Below are 2,739 nucleotides of genomic sequence, written 5' to 3'. Positions count from 1 at the left end.
TCGCGGGCTCTGCTCAGCGGTCCGGCCGGTGGTGTGACGGCGCTCGCTTCGGTCTACGACGGTACGCCGCTGATCGGTTTCGATATGGGGGGAACAAGTACCGACGTCTGCCGCTACGACGGCGCCATCGCACTGCGGTACGAGAGCGAAACGGCGGGTGTCAGGGTGCGGGTTCCGCAGGTCGATCTGCATACGGTCGCCAGCGGAGGCGGAAGCCGCCTTTTTTACGAGAACGGTCTGTTCCGGGTTGGCCCCGAGAGCAGCGGGGCCGAGCCGGGTCCGCTCTGTTACGGACGGAGGGGATATCTGAGTATCACCGATGCCAACCTGGTGACGGGCCGGCTCGATCCGGAGAGTTTTCCGAAGATTTTCGGCCCCAACGGCGATGCGCCCCTCGATGCGAAGGCGAGTCAAAAAGGGTTCGAGCCGATCGCGAAGGAGCTGGGCAGCACGGTCGAAGCGGTTGCCGAAGGGTTTCTGGATGTGGCGAACGAGCAGATGGCCTCTGCGATCCGGGAGGTGACCCTGAAAAAGGGGTTCGATCCGGCTGCCCATACGCTTTGCGCATTCGGCGGCGCGGGAGGGCAGCATGCGATCGCCGTGGCTTCGAAGCTGGGTATCCGGCATGTGTTGATCCACCGTTATGCGGGGATCCTCTCCGCCTATGGGATGGCGCTGGCGGAGGAGAGCTTCGACGCGATGCGGCTGGTGGAGAAGCCGTTGGAGATGTGCGACGCATCGCTGTACGAACCGCTGGAAGCGGAGCTGGCGGAGAAGCTCGACGGCAGATCTGCCGCGATGCAGCGTCTGGCACTGGTGAAGTACGAGGGGACCGAACAGGCGATCGAGGTGCCGTTCGAAGAGGCGAAAACGGCGTTCGAAGCGTGCCACGAAAGGGAGTTTGGATTTTTGATGCCGGAGCGTACGCTCATTGTCGAGTCGATCCGCCTGGTCGCGACACTTGCAACCGAAGGGTGGGAACGCCCGGTCGTCGAACCGCAGCGTGGCGAGCCGGAAGCTGTGAGGAGGGTGCGTCTCTACGCAGGGGGAGCGTGGCACGATGCACCGGTTTACGACCTCTCGCAGATTGGAGCCGGCGGAGAGATGGAGGGGCCGGCACTGCTGATGCAGGAGGCTTCGACGATCGTGCTGGAGCCGGGCACTTCGGCACGTGTGAACGAAACGGGGGATATCCTCCTGACGCTGGGGAGTGTCAAGACAGAGGATGCGGAAATTGCGGCAGTCCGCCGCTCGCTTCTATCGAACCGTTTCGGGTTCATCGCAACGCGGATGGGGGATATGCTCCAGAAGAGTGCGGTTTCGACCAACATCCGAGAGCGTTTGGACTTTTCGTGTGCCATTTTCGACGCCGAAGGCAATCTCGTCGCCAATGCGCCGCATATTCCGGTCCATCTGGGCTCGATGAGCAGTGTCATCAAGGCGCTCATCGCCAAATACGACACGTTCGAAACAGATACCACATACATCACGAACGCGCCGTTTGAAGGGGGTTCGCACCTGCCGGACATCACGGTCGCTACACCATACGTAGAAGATGGGAGGGTGCTTTTCTGGGTTGCCAGCCGCGGCCATCATGCCGATATCGGCGGCAGGGTTCCCGGTTCGATGCCGCCCTTTTCGACGAGCCTCGACGAGGAGGGTGCGCTTTTCGAGAGCTTTCCGTTGATCGAAAAAGGGTGTTTCGATGAGATGCGTGTCATCGGGATACTGCAGCGGGCAGGGGCACGCAGCATTGCGGACAATCTGAGCGATCTTCGTGCCCAGGCGGCAGCCAACCGGGAAGGGATCGCGGGGGTGCTCGCCCTGATGCGCCAAAGCGGCAGAGCGGAGATCCTGGAGTATATGAAAGATATCCGGCAGATCAGCGAATCGGCGGTGCGGCAGTTTTTCATCCGCTATGCGGGGCAGAAGCGCCGGGCAGCCGACCGGCTCGACGGCGGGAACGAGATATCGCTGACGGTCACGTTTGATGAGAAGGGCGGCGCGGTGTTCGATTTCGGCGGGAGCGGTCTCGAGATGTGGGGCAACCAGAATACGCCGCCCGCCGTCGTGCGATCGTCGGTCATCTACGCGATACGGGCGATGCTGCGCGAGAGGCTGCCGCTCAACGAGGGGTTGATCGCCCCGGTCGAACTGGTGCTGCCGGCGGGTTCGCTTCTGAATCCTTCCGGCACCGCGGCGGTCGTCGGCGGGAATGTCACGACGAGCCAGCGGATCGTCGATGTGGTGCTCGGACTCTTCGGTGAAGCGGCCGCCAGCCAGGGGTGCATGAACAATGTGACCTTCGGCAACGAACGGTTCGGCTACTACGAAACGCTGGCCGGCGGGGCAGGGGCGACGCCCCGGGCGCCTGGCGCGGATGCGGTGCATACACATATGACCAACACCCGCATCACCGATGTCGAGATTCTGGAGCGCCGTTTTCCGGTCGCGATCGAGACGTTTGCGGTGCGCAGAGGCTCGGGCGGTGCGGGGGAGCATCCCGGCGGTGACGGGATCGTACGAATCTACCGTTTTTTCGAAGATCTGGACTTTTCGATACTCAGCGAACGGCGGGTTTTCGCACCTTTCGGGCTCGCCGGCGGTGCTCCGGGTGCCAGGGGACGCAACGTGCTGATCCGTGACGGCAGGATGTACGATCTGGGAGGCAAAGTGCAGCTGCAGGTGAAAAAAGGCGATACAATACGCATAGAGACGCCGGGTGGCGGAGGGTATGGA

1 protein-coding gene is annotated in these 2,739 nt (G+C 62.5%); it reads left to right on the top strand.

All coding sequences use genetic code 11. From position 1 onward, the window contains the following. Window positions 1–2,739, top strand: a 2,739-nt coding sequence (locus Q1K24_RS03855) for a hydantoinase B/oxoprolinase family protein (RefSeq protein WP_300366229.1), incomplete at both ends; no start/stop codon positions are given.

The organism is Hydrogenimonas sp. (assembly GCF_029932565.1).
In the GTDB taxonomy this organism is placed as follows: Bacteria; Campylobacterota; Campylobacteria; order Campylobacterales; family Hydrogenimonadaceae; genus Hydrogenimonas.
Note: the sequence above shows the minus strand (reverse complement) of the source record. Positions and strands in the feature narration are given on the sequence as shown.